Here is a 22,654-nt window from a genome sequence, read left to right as displayed (position 1 = left end):
TGCAGCAGATTCAGGCCGCCAGTTCCTTGAGGTTGTACAGCAGGCCGCCGGCGGCGATCAGCAGCAGGGCGACGCCCGAGGCCAGGCTGATGATGCGGTTGCTGCGCTGCGAGGCGATCTTGCCGATGGCGAAGATGTACAGGCTGAGCACGGCGAAATCGATGGCCACCCACAGTAGCGACAGCACCACCATGCTCTTGCCGAACGATTCGGTGATCTGAATGAACTGCGGGAAGAAGGCGATGAAGAAAATGATGTCCTTCGGGTTGGAAATGCCCACCATGAAGCCTTGCATCAGCCCGCCGCGCCCAGCCTTGGGGGCCTCGCTCGCCGCGTCTGACGCGGGTGCCTGCAGGGCGTCCCTCAACGTGCCCATGGCAATGTAGCCGATGAACAGGCAGCCCAGCAGGCTCATGGTGCTGAGCCATGTTTTGTCGATGGCGGCACTGGTGAGGATGATCCACGCTGCCGCGCCGATCAGCACCAGTGATGCCCAGTTGGTGCCGACGGCGGTGAACATGGCCTTGCGCGAGCCGGAGGCGGCCGCAGTGTTGACGATCAGTGCCACCACCGGGCCGGGAGTGGCGATCAGTAGCAGCACGGTGAGGGCGTAGGTGGCGGTGAGTGCGGTATTCACGGTCAGTTCTCGATCAGTATGTCGGGTGTCGCCTGGTGTGCGGCATGGGCGTGGAAGGGGCAGCGTGACGGGTTGAGCGAGCCTGCCTCCTGCAGTTGATACTGCTTCCACTCGTAGTTGTCGGTATCGCCGAAAAAGCCAAGGGTGTCGGGCACAACGCCGTCGTTGTAGTGGTGCACGCGCTCGCGAATGCGCTCGCGGATGCGCTTGCCACTCTCGGTGTTGGCATTGGCCACTTCGTCGAAGTTCTCCCGCGGGTTGATGACGAAGGTGATGTGCTGGCCCAGATTGCGGCTTTTCATCTGCTGATGGCCGGGGAAGTTCATGTTGATGAACAGCGGCATGCCGGCATAGCAGAATGACCAGCCGGTATCGTCCGGATCGGTCGGGATGCCCTGAGGCCAAGGGTGCGGGTCGCGCGCATGCACGCCGCGCAGTACCTTCCAGGCCAAGGCCTGTTGCTCGGCCAGGCTGCTGCCGGCGGCGGTTTCGAGAAACACCACCAATGGGCTGCCGATGCGCTGCTTGGGCGCGATCGGTGCGACGGTGCGCACATAATTGGCCAGGCCCTGTGCGATATCATCGGCCAGTTGCTCGGCGCGGGCGAAGAGAATGTGGCAGGTTTCGCCGTTTACCGCCTTGCGGCCGAACAGGCAGGGGAATTCGGGGTTGGCGAGAATACTGCGAAAGTGTTCTATGGTTTTGAACGTCCAGTGTTGCATGGTGTGTCCATGTTCAGCGGCGAGCTCCAGCGCATCCAGGCGATAGCAATTTCCATATCCCGTAAACATGATTTCCCCAGGCGTTGATTTAAGTGAACGTTCCAGTCACATGCAGGCAGGATCTTGGTTATGTTTGTTATTTACCGGCATTTTCCGAGACGCTCCTGTCGTTGTAAAACGCGTGGAGTTATGACCTACTATTAGTCTTACTCATGCTCGGGACGCCGCCATGTCGGAACGAATTCAGGCCTTGCACGCGCTGCGTGCCTTCGAGGTGGCCTCTCGCTATGGCTCTTTCACCCGCGCTGCTGAGGAGCTGGCCCTGACCCAGGGCGCCGTCAGCCACCACATCAAGACCCTCGAAGCCCTGTTTGGCTGCGACCTGTTCGAACGTCGGGGCCCGAAATTGAGCCTGACCGAGCACGGACGCCTGCTGGCGCAAGAGCTGAAGGTCGGCTTCAAGATCATCGAAAATGCCTGCGCACTGCTGCGTCAGGATCGCTACGGCCTGCGCCTGAAGGCGCCGTCCACGCTCACGGTGCGCTGGCTGCTGCGGGCGCTGGATGCGTTCAAGAAGGTCGAGGACAACTGCAGCGTGCAGCTGTCCAGTGTGTGGATGGATATCGACAGCGTGGACTTCTATTCCGAGCCTTACGACTGCGCCATTCTCCTGGCCAGCGGGCGTTTTCCTGCCGATATCGAGAGTTTCAAGCTGTTCGATGAATGGCTGATTCCGGTCTGTCATCCGGATTACATGACGCAGGCACAACCGCAACTGTCCGACCTGCCCCGATGCGAGTTCCTGCACCCGTCACCCGACCGGCGTGACTGGCGGCGTTGGCTGGCGCGAATGGATGCGCTGGACATCAGCATCGACCAGGGGCAGGTGTTCGATACCCTCGACCAGGGCATATCGGCCGCCCAGCAAGGCCTGGGCATTTCAGTGGTCGATCTGGTACTGGCCAGCACCGACCTGGCCGCCGGGCGCCTGGTCACGCCTTTCAAGCATGCCGTGGCCACCGGCGACGGTTACTACATGACCTGGCTCAAGGCCAGCCCAAAAGCGCGGCAAATGCACAAGCTGCGTGACTTCCTGCTCGGCCAGGTACCGCCGCTGGCCTACAAGGACATCAACTACCTGTACGGTTGAATACCCGAGCGAGCATGAAGTCGATGAATACCCGCAACTTTGGCGGCATCTGCCGCCCGGACGGCCACAGCAGATAGAAGCTGCCGCGCCGTTCCATGAAGTCGTCGAGGACACTGACCAGTGAGCCATTGCCCAATTCACGACCCACGTTGAAGTCCGGCAGACAGGTAATGCCGCGGTGGTTCAAGGCAAAGCAGACGCGTGTTTCGACGTGGTTGCAGACCATCGAGATGGGGATGTCATAGGCTTGCTCAGGATGCTCCTGACGCAGCGGCCAGGTTTCCAGCTTGCCGTTGCTGGGGAAGCGATAATGCAGGCAGGTATGCGCTGCCAGGTCGCGTGGGTGCAAGGGTGTGCCGCGTTCGCGCAGGTACTCGGGCGAGGCTACCAGGCGGTGCTGAAAGTGCCCGAGGAATTTGGCGCTGAGCCGGGAATCCACCGGCTGCCCGCCGCGCATCACCACATCGAAGCCTTCGCCGACGATATCCACCATGCGGTCGGAGAAGTCCAGGTCCAGTTCAACCTGTGGGTACAGTGCCATGAACTCGGCCAAGGCCGGCATTACCAACCTGGTCACCTGCGGCATGCTCACCCGCAGCCGCCCGCGCGGCGTTTCGCTGGCCTGCGACAGCTCCTGCTCGGTGGCTTCGATTTCGGCAAGGATGCGCCGGCTGCGTTCGAGGAACATCGTGCCCTCGGCGGTGAGGGTGATGCTGCGTGTGCTGCGGTGGAACAGGCGCACGCCCAGGCGGCTTTCCAGGCGCGCCACGCGTTTGCCCACTGCCGAAGCACTGATCCCCAGTGACTGGCTGGCGGCAACGAAGCTGCGGGTTTCAGCCACCCGATTGAAGACCACGAAGCCGCTGAGGCTGTCCATGTCGCACTCCTGATTGCGGACGCTGATGTCCTGGGTGAGCGGCATTGTAACCGTCTTTTTCCGCAATGGCCTGGTCTTGCAGACTGTTCGCCTCGTTTCTCACTCAAGGCATTTGCAATGTCCCAGACATCTTCCGCACCGGTGCTGGCTGCCAGCAACGAACGTCTGCCCGTTGGCGGGCTGCTGGCGCTGGCCATGACCGGTTTCATCGCCATCCTCAGCGAAACCTTGCCGGCGGGTTTGCTCGACCAGATCGCCGATGGCATGCACATCAGCCAGGCCATGGCTGGGCAATGGGTCACGGCGTATGCCTTGGGCTCGTTACTGACCGCCATCCCGTTGGTGACATTGACCCAAGGCTGGTATCGGCGCCGGGCGCTGTTGCTGGCGATCATCGGCTTCGTGCTGTTCAACGGGCTGACGGCCCTGTCGGACTCCAACAGCCTGACCCTGGTGCTGCGCTTTTTCACGGGGGCTGCGGCCGGCCTGGCATGGGGCCTGATCGCTGGCCATGCCCGGCGCATGGTGCCGGTACCGTTGCAGGGCCGGGCCATGGCGCTGGCCATGCTCGGGCAGCCGATTGCCTTGTCGCTCGGCTTGCCGATTGCGACCTGGCTGGGGGCAGGGTTGGGCTGGCGCGCGACGTTCGTGGTCGTCACGCTGGTGGCGTCGCTGCTGGTGGTATGGGTGTTGCGATCCGTGCCGGACTACCCGGGGCAGGCTGCCGGCAAGCGCCCGGCGGCCATGCAGGTATTGCGCACGCCAGGGGTGTTGATCGTATTGCTGGTGATCCTCACCTGGATCCTTGGCCATAACATCCTCTACACCTATATCGTGCCGTTGCTGGCGGCGGCTGGCATGGCTGCGGACATTGGCCCGGTGCTGATGGTGTTTGGTCTGTCGGCGCTGGCCGGGATCGGCCTGGTAGGGCTGCTGGTCGACCGGCACCTGCGCAAGCTGGTATTGCTGAGCCTGGCCGGTTTTGCCTTGGCCACGCTGGCATTGGGGCAGGCATCGTCGTGGCTTGTGTACCTGAGCATCGCCTTGTGGGGAATGACCTATGGCGGCGCCCCGACCCTGCTGCAGACAGCGTGCGCCGACGCCGCAGGCCAGGGTGGTGATGTGGCGCAGTCGATGCTGGTGACGGTGTGGAACTGCGCCATTGCCCTGGGCGGAATCATTGGCGGATTGCTGCTGACAGGGGCCGGCGTGGCGTGGTTTGGCGGGGTGGTGCTGGGGTTGATCGCCTTGGCCTGGCTGCTGGCCGTGGCCGGGCGGGGAAGCGGTTTTGTGGCGGGGAGGCGCTAAAACACTCATGCCAGGCACGACACAGGTAGAATAACGCCCTCTACAGACAATCCAGAGGTCGACGCAGTGGAGTTGCAGCAGGGTTTTGTCCTGACCCGGCACTGGCACGATACGCCGGAAGGCACCTGCGTGGAGTTCTGGCTGGCCACCGATGCCGGGCCCCGGCTGTTGCGGCTGGCGGCGCAGGAGTCGGTGGCTTTCATTCCTCAGGCGCAGGCCGAGCATGCCCGTGTGCTGCTGGCCAACGAAGCAGGGACCAAGCTCAAGCCATTGCGCCTGAAGGACTTCGAGCATCGCCCGATGCTCGGCCTGTATGCCCGCCAGCATCGCCAGTTGATGCAACTGGAGCAGCGTCTGCGCACGGCCGGTATCGACGTGTTCGAGGCCGATATCCGCCCGCCGGAGCGTTACCTCATGGAGCGCTTCATCACGGCGCCGGTGCAGTTCACTGGTCAGCCGGATGCGCAGGGCGTTTACCGGGACGCCCAGCTCAAGCCGCAGCCAGGCTATCGCCCGGCGCTGCGCCTGGTGTCGCTGGACATCGAGACCAGCGAGCGTGGCGAGCTGTACAGCATCGCGCTGGAGGGCTGTGGTCAGCGCCAGGTGTACATGCTCGGCCCGGCCAACGGCGATGCCACCGGGCTTGACTTCGACCTGGAGTATTGCGCCGATCGCGCCGCCTTGATTACCCGGCTCAACCAGTGGATGGCCAAGCATGACCCGGACGCGATCATTGGCTGGAACCTGGTGCAGTTCGACCTGCGCCTGCTGCATGAGCACGCCAAGTCATTGCAGGTGCCACTGGCCCTGGGGCGCAACGGTGCGGTCATGACCCTGCGCAGCCATGCCGGTGGCGGCCATGTCTTCGCCGATGCGCCGGGGCGGCTGCTGATCGATGGCATCGAGGCGTTGCGTTCGGCCACCTGGAGCTTTGCCTCGTTCAGCCTGGAGAACGTTGCCCAGACCCTGCTGGGTGAAGGCAAGGCCATCGACACGCCGTACCAACGCATGGACGAAATCAATCGCCGCTTCGCCGAAGACAAACCGGCCCTGGCGCGCTACAACCTGAAGGACTGCGAACTGGTCACGCGCATTTTCGCCCATACCCGGCTGCTCGACTTCCTGCTCGAACGTGCCTCGGTGACGGGATTGGCCGTGGACCGCAGCGGTGGGTCGGTAGCTGCGTTCTGTCACTTGTACATTCCACAGATGCACCGCCTTGGCTTTGTCGCGCCCAGCCTTGGCAGCCGCCCTGACGAAGCCAGCCCCGGCGGGTTTGTCATGGATTCGCGGCCAGGGCTTTACGACTCGGTGCTGGTGCTGGACTACAAGAGCCTGTACCCATCGATCATCCGTACCTTTCTCATCGACCCGGTCGGGCTGATCGAAGGCTTGCGCCAGCCTGACGACGCACATTCGGTCGAGGGTTTTCGCGGTGGGCGTTTTTCACGCACACAGCACTGCCTGCCAGCCATCGTCGAACGGGTGTGGCAGGGCAGGGAAGCGGCCAAGCGCGAGGGCAATGCGCCGCTGTCACAGGCCTTGAAAATCATTATGAATGCCTTTTATGGCGTGCTTGGTTCCAGCGGTTGCCGTTTCTTCGACCCGCGCCTGGCGTCGTCGATCACCATGCGCGGCCACCAGATCATGCGCCAGACCAGGTCCCTGATCGAGGCGTGTGGCTACGATGTAATCTACGGTGACACCGACTCCACCTTTGTCTGGCTCAAGGGTGCCCACGCCGAGGAAGACGCGGCGCGCATCGGCCGCGAGCTGGTGGCAAAGGTCAACCAATGGTGGCAAGCCCATCTGCACGAGACCATGAACCTGCAGAGCGCCCTCGAACTGCAGTTCGAGGTGCATTACCGACGCTTCCTGATGCCCACCATCCGCGGTACCGATGAAGGCAGCAAAAAGCGCTATGCCGGCCTGGTGCAGCGGGCCGACGGTGCTGAAGAAATGGTTTACAAGGGCCTGGAATCGGTGCGCACCGACTGGTCACCGCTGGCCCGGCAGTTCCAGCAGGAACTCTACGGCCGAGTGTTCCGCAGCGAGCCCTACCGTGATTATGTCCGCGAGTACGTGCGGCGAACGTTGGCGGGCGAGCAGGACGAACTGCTGGTTTATCGCAAGCGCCTGCGTCGCCCGCTGGCCGATTACCAGCGCAACGTGCCGCCGCATGTGCGTGCCGCACGCCTTGCCGACGACTACAACAAGCGTCTGCAGCGCCCTCTGCAGTATCAGCGTGGGGGCTGGATCAGCTACGTGATCACCACCGCCGGGCCTGAGCCGCTGGAAAACCTGCAGGCACCGATCGACTACGATCACTACATCAGCCGTCAGCTACTGCCGGTGGCCGACGCCATCCTGCCCTTTGTCGGCGATGATTTCGCGCGCCTTACCGACCATCAGTTACTGCTGTTCTGAACAGGTGGTAGATAGCTAGGCGTCAGCCTGACGCTACAGTCTTCAGACTCGGCCCTCCATGTCGTCGCGGAGGCAGAGATGCAGAACAATAGCCGTCAACCATCGGCTGCGGTCGATACCCTTGCCATGGCACAAGCATGCCAGGACCACTACATCGCACAGCGGCTGCCGGCCTGGATGAAGCGGCTGAGCATGGCCGAATTCAGCCTGCTGAGCGAGGCGCTGGCTGAACTGTTGGCGTGCCGTGCAGGCTTGTCGTCAGCGCTGGCGCGGCTAAGCAACCTGAATGCATTTACCCAGCCCTTGCTGCAGCAAGCGCTCGGTGCCCACGGCGACCTTGACGTCGATCGCCTGTACTTTCGCCAGTGGTACACCTTTACCTCGCCCACGATCCATTATGTAACCAGTCGGCTTCCGGTTGTCGGCAGCGATTACTACGACATCCCTCTGCTCGAGGCTGCTTTGAGCAATTTCACCGCAGAACAGCAGCGCGACCAGCCACAGGGTAATTGCCTGGTCGATGTGCGCGGCGCAAGGCGTAGTGAGCTGTCTGCACCGAGCTTCGCCAGGCTGTGTCGAGCGCTGGATCTTGGGCAGAAATACCAGGCGCATCTGGATTCGGTACTTCAGCCCGAAGTCAGGGGATTGCTGACGCGACGGCAACGCTACAGCATGCTGGTGGATGCCCTGCAGGCCAGGGCGCAGGGCGTATTGAGCGCAGACGAACTGCAGTGGGTGGTGGCGCTCTGCACCAAGGACACGCTCGGCAAGCTCGAAGGCGCCTCGGTTCGCGTGCGGCAGTTGGCGGTGTTCGGTTGCCGCTTGCAGCAGATCGTCGTGCTGGACGTGATCGACGCGGGCCTGTTGTTCAACACCAGCAAGCGCGTGTTGGTCTATGTACCGGGTGACCCGCACGGCCCCTGGAGCGTGCGCAGCGACCTGGAAGATTATGCCCGCCGGGTGCTTGGCAAACGCCTGCGCGAAGATGACTACCGGCGCTTCTTCAACCGCTTCGTGCGCCGACGCGATAGCCAGCGATTCTTCTCGGCCGTCAGTGAGCGCCTCGATGATGTGCCCGGCTGGGCAACCCGCGACCTCGATGAGCAGACCTTTGCCTATCGCCTGCCATTGTTCGAACACCTTGCTGACGACTGGATTGCGCGAATCAAGGACGATGCTGCGGTCATCGCCCCGCCCGTGGCCTTGCTTGATCGCGAGGTCCAGGCCGAACACGCCCGCCGTTTGCGTGCTGAAGGCTGGACCCTGTTGGGTGTTGCAGGGTTTTTCGTTCCGGGCATCGGCGCGGTGTTGTTGGGGGTGATGGCCTGGGAGCTGCTTGAGCAGACGTTCCAGGCTGTAGGGGATTGGCAGGACAACGAACGCAATGCGGCACTGGCGCACCTGCTGAATGTAGGCAAAGGACTGCTGGCTGTCGGGGCAACCGTTGCCGTAGTCGCCACGGCCCGACGCGCCTGGAGTGTGGTGGACAACCTGGTACCGGCGCAGCTGGAAAACGGTGAGGAAAAACTGTGGAACGCAGACCTCGGCCCCTATCGCTGCGAAAGCCCGCCAGACACGGCGGTGCCGGACATGGAGGGTATGCACCGCCTGGGCGAGCGCCGCTGGATCAGCATGGACGGGCACTGGTATGAGATGACCTGGCACAACGACGATGAACAGTGGCAACTGCTCCCTTATCAGGGCTATGCGCCGCCACTGCGTCACAATGGGGCCGGTGCATGGCGGCTGTGGTACGAGCAGCCCGCCGAGTGGGGCGACACACGCCAGTTGTTCCGCCGCCTGGGCGGGCCATTCAGCGACCTTGACGATGCGCAGATCGACCAGTCGCTGGCGATCCATGGCCTCGATGATCAGCACCTTCGGGCATGGCATGTGTATGGCCTTGCGCCGGAAGCAGCGCTGGTCGACACCGTCGCACGCGTGCGGCTCGCCGGCAGGATTGGGACGTTGATCAACCACTTGCGCGAGGGAGGGGTAACGGCAGACCCGCTGCTGCTGGAGCAGGTCATGCGCCTTCCACAGGCCGCCGGCAAGGACGGAGCAGCGTTGGCCGATGTGGCTTGGGCCGGGCGACGAGCACTGCTGCAGGCGGTGTACGAAGAGCAGAATCCCGACACGGAAACGGGCCGTCTCTTACGGCAGAATTTTGCCAGCCTGCACCGCCTGGCTGCGGATGAGGTGCTACGCGATGCCAGCGAGGATGACCTGCAGCTTTTGCGTGAGACGGGGCGCGTGCCGTTGCCGATGGCCGAGGCAGCAAGGTTGCAGGTTGCGCGGATTCGAATAGCGCGGGTGTATGAGGCGCTGAGCATCGATACGCCGCAAAACCTCGACCTGGCGCGTGTGGTACTTAATCTGCTGGTGCATGTGCCGGGGGCTGGCGGGCCCGGGTGGCGATTGTACGACGGTGATGCCAGCGAGCCGTTAGTGACGGTCGAGGGATCGGGGCAGACGTTTGACTTGCTTCATCGTCATGGGCTGTTCCGCCTGCGTACCCGAACGCACACGGTTGCCGGTGAGAGGGGGGAGTTGTTCGAGACCTTGGCCGCAGCCTATGACGACGCATCGCAAGCGGCCATCGGCCAAGGCCGGTCGTTTGTGCCTGCGCTGCGCCAGGCGCTGACCGACGTTGCTATCGAGCAACGCCAGACCGTGGTGAATCTGCTCAGGCTGGAACAGCCGACCGGCTCGTTTCTCCCGCCACAACGTCTGGCTGATGGCAGGGTTGGCTACCCCTTGGCGGGCGGCAGGTTCTGGGGGGCGCTGGGGCGGAACAGGCCTAGGGCGCTTCAGGCTCGGCTGCGTGATCTGTACCCAGCTTTCAGTGACGAGCAGATTGGGCACTGGCTCGCATCAGGCGACGCGCAGGCCAGGTTACAGAGGCTGGAACAGCAATACGGGGTGCTCAAGAGGCACTTGACCCAGTGGGCGCGCAGTGCCTTGCTGTCATCAGAACTGCCCGCCCGGCGTGAGTTCAGAAAGGGGCTGATCAACTGCTGGCGCTGTCTTGTGCCGGAACTGCAAGGACAAGCAGCACTGGACGACGGGCGCTTCATGCTGACCCAGACCATCAGCCGCTTGGGCCACCTGCCGGCCCTGCCCGCGCAAGTGGGCTTTCCCCACGTTTCGATCCTGGCCTTGCGCGCCATGCGCGTGGAGCACGTTCCGGATGAGTTTCTGCGGGCGTTTCCCAACTTGCGCAACCTGGAAATCACCCATTGCCGACTCCGGCGTTTGCCATTGCCTCTGATGCTTGTCCAGAAGCTGGAGGTACTCGACTTGTCTGGTAACCAGATCACCCTCGACCAAGGCCAGGCGTTGGTCCTGGCAGATTGCCGATCCCTGGTGTACCTGAACCTTTCGGACAACCCGTTGCGCAGGGCATTTTCCGTCCAGGCAATGACGGAGCTGAATGCCCTCTACCTGTCGAACACCCAGTTGCCCGAGTGCCCCTACGGGCTGATGGACGCGCCAGAACTGCATACCCTGAACCTCAGCGGCAACCGTATTTCTGAACTGCCCGAGGGTTTTCATCAGTCGCAGCTGTGGCGCTTGGGCAGGGTCGAGCTTTCCGGCAATCGGCTGGGGGGGGCGCAGGTTGGGTTATCAAACTGGCATTTGCTTGAGGCCAGTCGCGTGCCTTACCGGTTGCGCATTCTGGATGCGCTGCCTGGCGAACGCCGAGATGAAATGGCTGCACTGTGGGCCCATCTGGAGGCCGAGGAACAATCGGAAGCGTTCTTCAATACCCTGTCGATGCTGACGGAATCGGGCGCCTTCAGCTTCTCATCGACTGCATCCGCGCTCGCGGCCCGTGTGTTCGACATGTTCCAGGCGATGTCTGAGCATGATGCCCTCAGGCAGGAGCTGTTCGAGCACGCTGCGGCGACCGGTTGCCAGGATAACGCCACCGCGCGTTTCGCCAACCTGGAACTGCGAGTGATGATATGGCGCACGAGGCACAGCGGATCTGCCCGGCCTGAACGGGCCTTGCTGAAGCTCGGTGCCCGGATGTGGCGGTTGGCGGTGCTTGAGCAAATTGCCGCTGAACATGCTCATCGGGTGGGGGCGAGCGCTGAATCGATCGAATTCGCCTTGGCCTATCGAATCGGCTTGCGCACGTCTCTGGACTTGCCTGGCCAACCCGATGAAATGCTCTATGCAGGTATCCCTGCCTTGAGTAGCCAGGACCTTCTCCTGGCCCGTGAAAGGGTTCTGGCGCGACAGACCCGGGAGGGCATTGCTGATTACTTGTCACGCCAGTGGTTCTGGCAGGATTACTTGCGCAAGGCCTGCGCGGTTCGCTTGCAAGTGCCCCAATCCATGCACGCTGAGCTGGAACGGCTGATGGCGCTGGGGAATCGGGACGAGGAAATCGCGCGGCTGCAGATCCGCAATCAGCAACGCGAGCATGCGGTGTTGCTGCAGTTGACGCTGGAGGCGCTGGACCGGAACACGGTGCAGCGTCCGCTCAGCTAGCGGGTTGGCGGTTGTCTGAACGCAGGCATTAGCTATATAGCGCCTGGCGGGGAGCAGGCAATTTAGTCTGGCCTCTTTTCATGAAGAGGCCCCCGCTATGGACACCACTTTGCCGTCAGATGCGCAGGCCGCCATCGATGCCTTTCAGGACGGCATCATCGGCAGGCGCCTGCCACCCTGGTTGCGTCATGCACCTGCTGAGCAACTGCCTGAGATCGGCAGGGCATTGTCAAACAGCCTTCGCTGCTGTGAGCAAGTGAACACGGTGCTGCGAGGTATCGAGGGCCTCGACAGTTTCGTCGCATCAGCCCTGGGAAAGGCCCTCGACGAGCGTTACGGGCTTGGCCGTAACCCGCACGTGCTCAGGTTCCTGGAGGGCCGCCGGGAACCTGTGATCAACAGTCAGCCGGTGGGCGCGCACCTGACTACCGTGGTCTATGAAGAAAAGCCACTGCTCGAAGTGGCATTGCGCAACTTCACGGACGCGCAGGCGCAGGAAGGTGGCCAGCCGCGCGGTAACCGCCTGCTGCTTCCACGCCACGGCACGGCCAAACCCCCTACGAGCATCGAGTTTGCCGGACTGTGTCGTGAGCTGGACCTGGGTGAGCGCTATCAACGTCATCTGGATGCCATCCTCACGCCCACTGGCAGTGCCGAGCGCCTGGTATCGCAGCTTGTAGATGCCACGCGCTACACCATGCTTGTGGACGCCTACAAAGCCAGGCAAGAGGGAACGCTGGATGCCAGCGAACTCAATGTGATGGTAGCTGTGTGCGAGAAGGGAAAACTGCCGCGCTTGGCGGGCGACCTTGTGCAGGCCAGGCAACTGAAATTGCTGGGTTGCCAGATTGAGCAGGTGACCGTGTTCGTAGTGGTTGAGCAGGGCGTTTTGTTCAACACGACGCGTCGGGTGTTGCTTTACGTGCCTGGAGACCCTTTTTCGCCCTGGCGCGCGTTCGAGAGCCTCGACAAACTGAACCGCGAACTGGGCCGTCGCTTGCGAGACAAGGCTTACCAGCGTTTTTTCAGCCGCTTCGTGCTGCGGCGCGACAGCCAGGCTTTTTTCGCCCAGGTCGCGGAGCGCTTCGATGACCTGCCGGGCTGGGCGTTTCGTGATCTCGAACCGCGCTTGCAGGCTTACCCGCAGCCGTTGTTCATCAGCCTGGCACAGGCACGTATCCACCAGATCAAGGACGATGCGGCGATGATCGCGGTGCCTGTGGCCAGACTGGATCGTGAGGTTCAGCGCCAGCATGACCTGCGCCTTGCAGCCGAAGGATGGGCGCTGCTCAACCTGGCCAGTTTCTTTGTGCCCGGGGTTGGCCTGGCGCTGCTGGCCGTGACGGCCTGCGAACTGCTGGGTGAGGTCTACCATGGCGCCGAGGCCTGGCAGCAAGGCGATCGTCCGGAGGCGCTCGACCATTTGACCCACGTGGCGACAGACCTTGCCGTGCTGGCGACCACAGTCGCCGGGGTGGGTGTCGCTCGACGGGTTTGGGCACGCTCTGCGAAGGTCGATGCCATGGTGCCGGCCCGGCTGGAGGACGGCACTGAGAAACTTTGGCAACACGACTTGACCCTGTTTCAAAGCCAGGCCCCCGTTGCGGCCTCGAGCCGGGATGCCTTGGGTATTCGGCGTCAGGACGGGCGGGCCTGGATCGAAATGGACGGGCATCACTATCGCGTGGCAGAGGCGGGTGATGATCAATGGCAGTTGTATCCGGTCGACGGCCACGGGCCGTTGCTGCGCCACAATGGCGCAGGTGCCTGGCGTTTGTGGAGCGAGCAACCGGCTCGGTGGACCGACAAATACCGCATGTTCCGGCGTTTGGGCGAACCCTTCAATAGGCTGAATGACGAACAGATCGATGAGGTTCTGCTGTTCCATGGCCTTGATGGCGACGACCTGCGTGGCCTGCATGTACACGCCCAGGCACCGAGCCCAGGGATGATCGACAGTGTGGAGCGGGTCAGGCTTGATCAACGCATCCGCAGCATGATTGGCCGTCTGCGCAGCGGCGAGCCGGTCGCAGATACAACAGTGCTCGATCACGCTCGGCGCCTGCCAGGCGCGAGTGGCCTGACAGATCAGGCACTGGCCACGTTGGCATGGACGCAGCGCCGAACACTGCTGCAGCACCTTTTCGAAGCCTTGCAGCCCAGCGACACCCCTGGCAGCGCGGCGCTGCGCCGGGTGTTCCCGGGGCTGAGCGCGCGCACTGCGCAAGCATTGGTACAGGCCGCCAGCAGCGTGGATCGCATGCGGCTGCGGTCCAGCGGCAGGGTTGCACTGGGGCTCGCTGAAGCGGCAAGGGGCAGTGTGCTGGCTACCCGCCAGGCTCGGGTATTTGAAGCGTTGTACCTTGATACCCCGCAGCACGCAGACTTGGCACGGGTGGCCTTGGGCTTGCTGCGGTATGTACCCGGTGGCGAACAAGGTGTGTGCTGGCGTCTGTACGAAGGTTGCCTGGGCGGGCCGATGCTGGCGAAGACCGAGCAAGGGCAGCGGGCGTTCGATCTGGTGCACGTGAACGGTACGTTTCAACTGCATGGCAGCCAGGGCACGGCGCTGGGTGAGGCAGGTGAGTTGTTCGACGTCATGGCGCCAGCCTATACCGAAGCGCAGAGGGCGGCGATGGGGATCGGCGATCCATTTGCGCACAACCTCAGGGTGATACTGGCGCGCGAAGCGGCACGCCATCGTGATGAAATCAGTCGTTTGCTTGGCGCGGTACGCCCAGGTGCTGTCCGAGGGCCCATGCGCTTGGCCGATGGACGTATTGGCTACCCGCTGGGTGGTGGCGGAGTAGGTGGTTTCGCATCAAGGGGGAGTGCCCTGAGGGCAACGCTGCGCGATCTCTTTCCGTGGTTGAGTGATGAGCAGGTCGAGACCTTCGCCGATGACGCCAGGCGTTCAGGGCAGCAGATTGAACACGTACTGGCGGACCTTCGCAATGAGTTCGCCATCCTGCGCATCACACTGAATACCTGGGTGGCACGAGGGCAGGGCGATGTCAGGGAAGATCGAGAGGCTCTACGCCAGACGTTGTTCAATTGCTGGCGGCGGTCAGTCGGCGTGGGGGAACTGCAAATCAATGCACAGGAAAACCTCCACGTCATGTTCTGCAATTTCAGATCGAGCGGCTTGCCCAACATACCCCCACAAGTCAGCTTCAGAGGTGTGACCAGCCTGTCGCTGCTGCACCTTGACCTTCTGGAGGTGCCCAGCAGCCTATTGCTGGCTTTCCCTAACCTGCAAACCCTCGATCTGGGAGGGAACCTGTTGACGCGCCTTCCGCAGCCGTTGCTGCAGATAGCGCAGCTGCGGCATCTGAGCCTGACCAACAACCGGATCGTCCTGAACATTGCACAAACCGCCACATTGGCCAGTTGCACGAACCTGCAGTCTCTCGACCTATCCCACAACCCCCTGGGGAGCCGGTTCACGTTGGCGGGTTTGGCTGAATTGCGTTGGCTGAACTTGCGCGACACACAGATCTCGCAGTTTCCACTGGGCGTGTTCGACAACGCTCAGTTGGTATCCGTTGACTTGCGGGATAACCGGATCAGGCACATTCCAGAGGGTTTCTACCAGTTGCCCCTGTGGCATCGGCGGCGGTTTCGCTTGAATGCGAACCCCTTAGGCGAGGCCCAGACGTTACGCTTGCAGGCTTCGTTGAGCAGCGACGATCCTGCCCTCGACGAGGAGCAAGTGCTTTTGCGCCTGCAGCACGCGCGTGAAGTCTGGGGGGATGCCGTGGCCCCGGAGCATCGCGGCCTGATGCTTGCTGCCTGGGACTCGCTGGATTCAGGGCAGGACGCCGAGCGCTTTTTCCGTGTGCTTCGCCAGTTGTTGCTGTCCGAAGACTTTCGTGTCAATGCGCGTGCACTGGGCAATCGGGTAATGGCGGTATTGCAAGCGATGGCCATTACGCCAGAGCTGCGGCAGAACCTGCTGTCAGTGGCCAATGATGAGTGGGGGTGCCAGGACGGTGCAACCTGGTGCTTGAGCAACCTTGAACTGAATTTGCTGGTTTGGCAGGTTGAGCACGCGGCTCAGGGAGAAAGCGAACGCGCTTTGCTAGACCTGGGCAGACGTTTATGGCGCCAGGATGCAGTCGACATGTTCGCTACCCGATGGGCGCTACAGCATGGCAGGACGCTGGAAGGAAGCGAGGTGGGGTTGGCTTTCAGGATCGGGCTGAGGGAGCGTCTCGACCTGCCATTGCAGGTGGGAGAAATGAGCTTTCTTGCGATCTCAGGCGTCCTGGAGGCGGACCTTGCAGAGGCAGAGGCTGCGGTGCGGGATGCAGAAACGCCGGAAGAGATTGCCCGCTCCATGGTTGACCGTGAATTTTGGCAGGCGCACCTGGAGCGTTCCCATCCTGAGCGATTCGCTGCGGTCGACCTGCCGTTCAGAAGGCAGCTTGAAACCGTGCTTGACGACGAAGCGCTGAGCGAAGGGGCCAGGATCGACCAGGCGGATGCCATTCGTGATGCTCAGCGCGCTGCACGCAGAGGGCTGATGCTGGATATGACGATTCAAGCGATGGAAATGGGACCCAAGGGGCCATCGATCGATGTACGTTGACATGCGCTCAGGGTAAGGGCTTGCCCGGCCCTGCCAAAGCGGCTTTGGGCTATGCTCAATCAAGCTGAATGTGGTTTGTACCAGCGCCGTAGTCTTGGCTTCAGGTGGCTCGGAAATCGACAGTTACTTTTACACACCCCGTTCTGGAATGAAGTGGTTTAGGCTCCCTGTCGGATTTTTCTCCGTGATCTGTAGTCATTGGTTTATCGAGACAATAAGGAGATACGCATGCTTGTCCGGTCACTGACCCTCGCAACCTTGCTTGCTGTTGCCGGCCCCCTGTTTGCCGCAGACAGTGATGCGCCTCTAGCCAAGGAACTGGGCAAGGCCAGACCATTGGTGGTTATCGCTCCCAGCAGTGCCGACCCAACGTTGCGAGGGCTGAACAAAGCGCTCGAGGACCCGGCCACACAGGCAGCGTTCAAGGAGCGCAACCTTGTCCTGTACAGCGTCGCCAACATGATGGGCAAGCGAGAGGACAAGAACCTCGAGCAGCAGACCACAATGGCCCTGATTCGGGAACTGAAGCTGGGTGCGAGCAAGGGTACCAAGGTGATCCTGGTGGGCAAGGATGGTGAGCGGCACATGCTCAAGGACGACGACACCGGCGAGGCCATCGACCCACAGGTGATCCTCAAAGCGGTCGATGAACTGCCTGCCAGCGAAAAGGCGGTGGCGGCGCCCGAGCCCGTAGCGGCGGCCCCGCAAGCCAAGGACAAGGACAGCAAGCCGGCCAAGCCCGCCAAGCCAGCGGCCCCGCCCAAACCGCTGGAAGACTGATCACGCCTCATGGCCCCAAGGCAACTTGGGGCCCGTTGCCGGGTGGTGTGTATCGCACTGTATCTGCCTGTGCTGCAGACCTACTGCCATACAAAAGTGCGCCTGGCACGATACATCCACGACAAACCGCAACGGCCTAATGGCTCCACTTTCCAACCCCAGTGGAGCTGCATCATGACTCAAGCAAAAAACACCCTCGGCCTGCTCGGCGCCGCCCTGATCGGCAGCATGGCATTGAGCAACAGTGCGTTCGCCGTCGAGCCGCTGGCTCAAGGTTACCAACTGGCCTCGGCCAAAGTGGCCGGCGAGGGCAAGTGTGGTGAAGGCAAGTGCGGGGGGAGCGGCAAGGCTTCCCAGAGCGAAGGCAAGTGCGGTGAGGGTAAGTGCGGCGCCGGCGCCAAGGCTGGGGCCGAGGGCAAGTGTGGTGAAGGCAAGTGCGGTGACGCCTCGTTCGCCAAGACCGACAGCAATCACGATGGCAAGGTCTCGCGCGATGAGTTTCTGGCGGTGGCCAAGGACCGTGCCCGTGATTTCGACACGATCGACCGCAACCATGACGGTTTCATCTCCGAGCAGGAAGCGGCCGATCACCTCAAGGCGATTTATCAGGCCAATGGCAAAGCCATGCCTGATGGCTTGTTCAGCCACCTGACCGGCAAGCCCTGACGTTCTACCCCATGAAACGCCACAACGCTCCTCCTGCTGGCCAGGTGGGGCGTTGTGCTTGTTGGAGAACTTTTATGTTTCCTGCGATGTTGAACATCGGGCTAGGCTTGCGTCGCGGCCTGTTGCCGGAACTGCTGGCCATGGAGGCGGGTGCAGTGGACTTTCTCGAGTGTGCGCCGGAAAACTGGATTGCCGTGGGCGGCGCCTATGGCAAGGGCTTGGCCCAGTTGGCGGAGCGCTTTGCTGTCACCTGTCATGGGTTGTCTTTATCGCTGGGTGGCAGTGCCCCGCTGGATCGCCATTTCCTTGAGCAGACCCGGCAGTTTCTCGATCGATACCAGGTGCGACTGTACAGCGAGCACCTGAGCTACTGCAGTGATGACGGGCACCTGTACGACCTGATGCCCATCCCGTTCACCGATGAAGCCGTACACCATGTGGCCGCGCGCATACGCCAGGCTCAGGAGCAGCTGGAGCGGCGCATTGCCGTGGAGAACATCAGCTACTACGCCGCGCCGTATCAGGCGATGAGCGAACTCGACTTCATCCAGGCGGTGCTCGAAGAGGCGGATTGTGACCTGCTGCTGGACGTCAACAATGTCTATGTCAACGCCTGCAACCATGGCTACGACGCCCAGCAATTCCTTGCAGGCTTGCCCCCGGCGCGCGTGACCGGGATGCACGTTGCCGGGCATTACGATGAAGCGCCGGACCTCAAAGTGGATACCCATGGGGCCGCCGTGAAGGAGGATGTCTGGACGCTGTACGCCAGCGCTTGCGTGCGCTTTGGCGTAAAGCCGACGGTGCTTGAGCGTGATTTCAACTACCCGCCCTTGGCCGAACTGTTGGCCGAGACGGCGCGTATGCGTGCTGTGCAAAGCGCTGCCGGAGGGCAAGCAGATGAATGAGACCCTGCGTGCGCAGCAGTATGCCTTGGCCCGTCACCTGCGCGATCCACAGCGCCATGCCCCGCCGCCCGGCGTCGAGGCCCGGCGCCTGAAGGTTTACCGTGAATTGTTCTATGGTGCCATCGAAGGGTTGCTGGCTGGCAGCTTCCCGGTCATGCGCCAGGCGTTGGGCGAGCAGCGCTGGCATGCCCGAGTACGTGATTTCTACGCCAGTTACCGTTGCCAGACGCCGTTGTTTACCGAAATTGCCGAGACGTTCGTCGACTACCTGCAACGTGTGGCGCTGGACACCCCTTGGCAGCTGGAGCTGGCGCACTATGAGTGGGTCGAGGCGCAACTGTACCTGAGCGATGCCGAGGACCCGGCGCATGACCCGGGTGGTGACCTGTTGGCGGGAGAGCCGTTGTTGTCTTGTGTGGCGCGCGTGTTGGCCTATCGTTGGCCGGTGGAAAGCATTGGCGTGGACTACCAGCCAACGGCTGCCCCAGTATCGCCGAGCTTGCTGCTGGTTTATCGCGATGCCCGGTTGCAGGTGCGCTTTGCCCGGTTGGCACCTATGGCGTATCGGTTGCTGGTGGAGCAGGGGACTGGAAGAGAGCGGCTGCAGGCGTTGGGCGGGGATGTGCAGCAAGGGTTGGCATTGTTGGAGGCATTGCGCGAGCAGGGCGTCATTGTCGGAACCGTCTGAAGGCATAGGGGGCTGCGCAGCAGCCCCCGATCCTCATCTGCCGAACCGCATGCCAAGCCAATGATCGAGGCTAAGGCGCCCGGCGCCCTTGAGCAGCAGGGGCAGCAACGCGACCAGGTAGATCAGCGGCAACTTGTAATTGCCGAAGCCCTGGTCGGTAATGGCATAGCCTTGGGCCAGCTCCGCCAGGCCCGACCAGTGCGCCGGCCAGTGCACTGCCGCTATGGCTACAACGGTCACCACCATCAAACCCAACGATGCCAGCCGGGTACCCAGGCCCAGCAACAGCAGCAACGGCAGCACCAACTCGGCCCACATCGACAGCTGCCAGTTCAGCTCCGCGGGCAGCAGGTTGAAGGGGAACGGGAAGCTGGACTGCAGGTCGGCGAACCAGTTGCTGCCGTTGAATTTCTCCAGGCCGGATTCGAAAAACTCCCAGGCCAGAAATACCCGTAATGGCACGTCGGCACTCCAGCTGCCGAGGCGATCAACGGTGGTCAGGGTACGGGTCAAGGTCGTCATTTGCGGTGCTCTCTTCAGGCAAGGGCGCGGGTGCTGCGGCGTTGTTTACGGGCCACTTTGGCGGTGAGCTTGACGGCGATGGCGCTGAACATCAGGGCGAACGCCAGCGGGTACCACCCCCCCATGGGGATGCGTTTGTAGAACGACAGGCAGAACACGGCAGCCAGTACCCACATGCCGCTGCTGTGCAGCGCTTGCCAGGCACGGCCGCCCAACAGCCGCATGGGGGGCTTGAACGAGGTGGCGGTGAGCAGCAGCACGAACAGGTAGCCGACTGTCCCGGGCAGGCTGGAAGTCAGTGTGCGGCCGGCCCAGAACAGCTCGGGGAATTGCTGGGCGTAGCGATAGATCAGCACGCCGTGCACGGTGTGGGAGAACGCGAATGCCAACCCCAGGTAGCGTCGCTCCTGAAGGATGCGGCGGCTTGATGTGCCAGGCAGCAAGGTCACCAGCGACGAGGCCAGGAACGCCAGCAGGAACAGTGCGAACGAGCTGCGTGCGGTGGCACGGATGGCACTGCGCAAGCCGTCCGGGTCAGGTTGGCTGGCCAGGACTATGGCGGTCATCGCCAAGGTCAGGCCGGCGAGGGCGGCGAACAGCTTCCAGCCGGAGGGCAAGGTGAGGGCTTTCATCAGGGACTCCCGGGGTGTGGTTGTGTGACCGGGAGTGTCTCGGGGCGGGGTATCTGCAGTGTGTCAGGGGGATGCAGTTGTGTATCTGTTTGTAGAGGCGACCGCGCGTTTTACAGGAACGGCCCGATCGAGATCCAAGGCCGTTCCTGCCAACGATCGCACTTCAGGTGAGTTCGATCTGCGCGCACAATCCGCCCTGTTCGCGGTTGCTCAGGGTCAGCCGGCCCCCCATGGCCTGGATCAGCTGGTGGGCAATGGCCAGTCCCAAGCCGGTGCCACCCGTGCTGCGATTGCGTGAACCTTCCACCCGGTAGAACGGCTTGAGCACTTCATCCAGCTCGTCACCGGGTATCCCTGGCCCGTTGTCGAGCACGCGGATGATGGTGGTACTGCCCTCGCGTGACACTTGCAGCTCGGCAGCACCTGCAAACTTCAGGGCGTTGTCGACCAGGTTCACCAGTACCCGGCGCAGCGCATGCGGGCGGGTTTCCAGCAGAGTCCCGCTGCTGCCGTGGCGTTCAACCTGGGCGCCGCTGTCCTGGTAGTCGAATACCAGGCTGTCGAGAAAGGCATCAAGGTTGACCCGGCAGGTTGCTTCGGTGCTGCTGTCCATGCTGCGGGCGTAAGCCACGCCTTCGCGCACCAGGTGTTCCATTTCATCGAGGTCGCTCCCGAACTTGTCCTTTTCGACCCCCTCATCCATCACTTCGACCCGCAACTTCATGCGAGTGATCGGTGTTTGCAGGTCGTGGGAAATGGCTGCCAGCAACTGCATGCGTTCCTTGAGGTGGGCAGCAATGCGCGCCTGCAGGGCGTTGAAGGCCACGGCAGCGTAGCGCACCTCGCGTGGGCCGCTTTCATCCAGTTGCACGCCGGGCTGGTCCGGGTCGAGGTTGTCCACTGCCTGGGCCAGACGGGTTAGCGGGCCGATGGCCAGGCGTACCGCCAGCCAGGTACACAGCAACAGCACAGCCAGCTGAATCAGCAGCACCACGGGCAACCAACGGGCTACCGGGACCGGTGCGGGTGTCACGTCGATGGTCAGTGGCGCGCCGTCGGCCAGGTTCAGGTGCGCCTGGAAGTGCGCATTGGGCCCCGGGATTTCCAGGAAGGTCAGGCGGTAGTCGCTGCCAATGGCCTTGACGATCGACGCGGCGGCCATCGGTGGGTCACTGCTCGGCATCGCTTCGCCTGCCAGGCCCTGGTCCAGGCGATAGCGGTAGGTGCGCCGTTCCAGGCGTGGCAGCCAGGCGGCACGCTCGGCTGCGGGCAGGCGGTCAAGGATGGCAACCGAGGTCGCCACGTCCTGTTCGAGGTTGCTGAGCATCATCGAGCGGCTGCTGATATAGCGCTCGTAGGCCTGCAGGCCGAACGACAGACCATAAGCCAACACCAGGCCGGTGAAGAAGATCAGCGCCAGACGCGAGGCCAGGGTGCGCGGCCATTTCATGAGGGAGACTCGAGCAATTGCACCGGCAGCGAAAACACGTAGCCCTCGCTGCGCACGGTCTTGATGCAGCTGGGCTCGCGGGCATCGTCACCCAGGCGCTGGCGCAGGCGGCTGACCAGCAAGTCGATGGAGCGGTCGAAGATGTCGGCTTCGCGGCCCTGGGTCAGGTTAAGCAGCTGTTCGCGGCTGAGCACCCGCTGCGGGTGGTCGAGGAACACCCGCAGCAGGCGGTACTCGGCGCCGCTCAGGGCCACCAGGGTGCCTTCGCTGTCGAGCAGGTGGCGCGCGGTGGTGTCCAGGCGCCACTGACCGAAACCCAGCAGGCGGCTGCTTTCACTGATGGTCAGGTTGGGCGGCAGCATGCGTGTGCGGCGCAGCACGGCGTTGATGCGGGCGAGCAGTTCGCGGGCCGAGAACGGTTTGGTCAGGTAATCGTCGGCGCCCATTTCCAGGCCGATGATGCGGTCGGTTTCGTCATTGCGGGCGGTCAGCATCAGCACCGGCGTATTGCGGTGCTTGCCGGCGCGCAGCTCGCGGCACAACAGCAGGCCGTCGTCGCCAGGCATCATGATGTCGAGCACGATCAGGTCGACGCTGTTGGCTTCGAGAAAGGCGCGCATCTGCCGGCCGTCGGCAACGATGCTGGTGCGCAGGCCGTTCTTCTTCAGGTAATTGCCGACCAGTTCGCGGATCTCGCGGTCGTCGTCGACGATCAGGATGTGATCGACGTGTTCCATGCGCTGGGTTCCTGTGCAAAGGGGGTTGGGCGCAGTGTACCGAGCGCGTTCGCCCTTGC

16 protein-coding genes are annotated in these 22,654 nt (G+C 62.7%); 9 read left to right on the top strand and 7 right to left on the bottom strand.

Features of this window, described 5'->3' with window-relative positions:
* Positions 1 to 10: 10 nt before the first annotated feature.
* Both ACTJJN_RS07980 and ACTJJN_RS07975 read right to left on the bottom strand, forming a co-directional pair.
* A complete protein-coding gene (locus ACTJJN_RS07980) occupies positions 11 to 637 on the bottom strand; it encodes a LysE family translocator (RefSeq protein ID WP_003250434.1) in 627 nt (208 codons plus the stop codon).
* A gap of 2 nt (positions 638 to 639) precedes the next feature.
* Positions 640 to 1,428, bottom strand: coding sequence for a YqcI/YcgG family protein (locus ACTJJN_RS07975; protein ID WP_014753794.1), 789 nt, complete (start codon positions 1,426 to 1,428; stop codon positions 640 to 642).
* A 160-nt stretch (positions 1,429 to 1,588) separates the two neighbouring features.
* Between ACTJJN_RS07975 and ACTJJN_RS07970 the strand changes: the two genes are divergently transcribed.
* Positions 1,589 to 2,509 (top strand): LysR substrate-binding domain-containing protein, encoded by a 921-nt coding sequence (locus tag ACTJJN_RS07970; RefSeq protein WP_003250438.1) that lies wholly within the window; start codon positions 1,589 to 1,591, stop codon positions 2,507 to 2,509.
* Here the strand turns inward: ACTJJN_RS07970 and ACTJJN_RS07965 are convergent.
* Positions 2,490 to 3,386, bottom strand: coding sequence for a LysR family transcriptional regulator (locus ACTJJN_RS07965; protein ID WP_029611759.1), 897 nt, complete (start codon positions 3,384 to 3,386; stop codon positions 2,490 to 2,492). The two genes, ACTJJN_RS07970 and ACTJJN_RS07965, sit on opposite strands and share 20 nt — an antisense overlap.
* A 117-nt stretch (positions 3,387 to 3,503) precedes the next feature.
* On the opposite strand from ACTJJN_RS07965, the gene ACTJJN_RS07960 reads away from it, so the two are divergent.
* The 8 genes from ACTJJN_RS07960 (at position 3,504) to ACTJJN_RS07925 (ending at position 19,254) form a co-directional block, all read left to right on the top strand.
* Complete coding sequence (locus ACTJJN_RS07960) at positions 3,504 to 4,694, top strand: MFS transporter (protein WP_012052940.1); 1,191 nt, start codon at positions 3,504 to 3,506, stop codon at positions 4,692 to 4,694.
* A 66-nt stretch (positions 4,695 to 4,760) separates the two neighbouring features.
* The gene (locus ACTJJN_RS07955) at positions 4,761 to 7,121 is read left to right on the top strand and encodes a DNA polymerase II (protein ID WP_012052939.1); all 2,361 of its coding nucleotides are present in this window, start codon (positions 4,761 to 4,763) and stop codon (positions 7,119 to 7,121) included.
* A 78-nt stretch (positions 7,122 to 7,199) separates the two neighbouring features.
* Positions 7,200 to 11,621 carry an NEL-type E3 ubiquitin ligase domain-containing protein gene (locus ACTJJN_RS07950; RefSeq protein WP_440781186.1) on the top strand — a complete coding sequence of 1,474 codons (4,422 nt, stop codon included), beginning with the start codon at positions 7,200 to 7,202 and terminating at the stop codon, positions 11,619 to 11,621.
* A gap of 97 nt (positions 11,622 to 11,718) precedes the next feature.
* A complete protein-coding gene (locus ACTJJN_RS07945; protein WP_440781185.1) occupies positions 11,719 to 16,212 on the top strand; it encodes an NEL-type E3 ubiquitin ligase domain-containing protein in 4,494 nt (1,497 codons plus the stop codon).
* A 228-nt stretch (positions 16,213 to 16,440) separates the two neighbouring features.
* Entirely contained in the window at positions 16,441 to 16,992 is a 552-nt protein-coding gene (locus ACTJJN_RS07940) for a DUF4174 domain-containing protein (protein WP_003250449.1), read from the top strand.
* Between the two features lie 174 nt (positions 16,993 to 17,166).
* The gene (locus tag ACTJJN_RS07935; RefSeq protein WP_003250451.1) at positions 17,167 to 17,658 is read left to right on the top strand and encodes an HvfA family oxazolone/thioamide-modified RiPP metallophore; all 492 of its coding nucleotides are present in this window, start codon (positions 17,167 to 17,169) and stop codon (positions 17,656 to 17,658) included.
* Positions 17,659 to 17,732: 74 nt separating this feature from the next.
* Positions 17,733 to 18,566, top strand: coding sequence for an HvfB family MNIO-type RiPP peptide maturase (locus tag ACTJJN_RS07930; RefSeq protein WP_014753786.1), 834 nt, complete (start codon positions 17,733 to 17,735; stop codon positions 18,564 to 18,566).
* Positions 18,559 to 19,254, top strand: coding sequence for an HvfC family RiPP maturation protein (locus tag ACTJJN_RS07925; RefSeq protein WP_012052934.1), 696 nt, complete (start codon positions 18,559 to 18,561; stop codon positions 19,252 to 19,254). Before ACTJJN_RS07930 ends, ACTJJN_RS07925 begins: the two co-directional genes overlap by 8 nt.
* Before the next feature lie 33 nt (positions 19,255 to 19,287).
* Here ACTJJN_RS07925 and ACTJJN_RS07920 read toward each other — a convergent pair whose 3' ends face one another.
* The 4 genes from ACTJJN_RS07920 to ACTJJN_RS07905 form a co-directional block, all read right to left on the bottom strand.
* Positions 19,288 to 19,776: an HvfX family Cu-binding RiPP maturation protein gene (locus ACTJJN_RS07920; protein ID WP_012052933.1), complete on the bottom strand. Its 489-nt coding sequence runs from the start codon at positions 19,774 to 19,776 to the stop codon at positions 19,288 to 19,290.
* Positions 19,777 to 19,790: 14 nt separating this feature from the next.
* Positions 19,791 to 20,408: a ferric reductase-like transmembrane domain-containing protein gene (locus ACTJJN_RS07915; RefSeq protein ID WP_014861799.1), complete on the bottom strand. Its 618-nt coding sequence runs from the start codon at positions 20,406 to 20,408 to the stop codon at positions 19,791 to 19,793.
* A gap of 163 nt (positions 20,409 to 20,571) precedes the next feature.
* Positions 20,572 to 21,858 carry a sensor histidine kinase gene (locus ACTJJN_RS07910; protein ID WP_012052931.1) on the bottom strand — a complete coding sequence of 429 codons (1,287 nt, stop codon included), beginning with the start codon at positions 21,856 to 21,858 and terminating at the stop codon, positions 20,572 to 20,574.
* Entirely contained in the window at positions 21,855 to 22,595 is a 741-nt protein-coding gene (locus tag ACTJJN_RS07905) for a response regulator (protein ID WP_003250463.1), read from the bottom strand. Before ACTJJN_RS07905 ends, ACTJJN_RS07910 begins: the two co-directional genes overlap by 4 nt.
* Between the last annotated feature and the right edge of the window lie 59 nt (positions 22,596 to 22,654).

It is taken from the genome of Pseudomonas sp. 22515 (assembly GCF_052044625.1).
Lineage (GTDB): Bacteria > Pseudomonadota > Gammaproteobacteria > Pseudomonadales > Pseudomonadaceae > Aquipseudomonas > Aquipseudomonas alloputida.
Note: the sequence above shows the minus strand (reverse complement) of the source record. Positions and strands in the feature narration are given on the sequence as shown.